At 60.0% G+C, this 428-nt stretch carries 1 pseudogene; it reads right to left on the reverse strand.

Annotated elements, in window-relative coordinates:
- Positions 1 to 246: 246 nt before the first annotated feature.
- Positions 247 to 428 (reverse strand): annotated as a pseudogene (locus tag C0541_RS03430) (flagellar type III secretion system pore protein FliP); the annotation flags it as partial.

Consider the following 428-nt stretch of genomic DNA (forward strand, 5'->3'; position numbering starts at 1 on the left):
AAACGTCGCGCATCCATGCGCGCCGCCCCTGCGGGGTTTGCCCCGAATGGCCTGCCGCTGCGGTATGGGGCCCCGGAGAAGCTGAAAGCCAAAGCCAAAGCCAAAGCGAAGGCGAAGCAACAAGCACAAGCAACAAGCGGCAAGCGGCAAGCGGCAAGCAGAGCTGATGGTTGAGCAGTGCAGCGTTGCCGTGCGGAACACTCAGCCAACTAAGACCGTGCTACCGCGCGCAACGCGCGCCCACACCTACGACGCGTTAAAGCTCGCCGCCAGCGTGCCCACCACCAACACCCACCCATCCACCAGGATGAACAACAAGATCTTGAACGGTGCCGAGATCAACATCGGCGACAGCATCATCATGCCCATCGACATCAACACGCTGGCGACCACCAGATCGATGATCACGAACGGAATGAAGATCAGAA

This window comes from Xanthomonas arboricola, from assembly GCF_003353015.1.
GTDB classification, from domain to species: domain Bacteria; phylum Pseudomonadota; class Gammaproteobacteria; order Xanthomonadales; family Xanthomonadaceae; genus Xanthomonas; species Xanthomonas arboricola_E.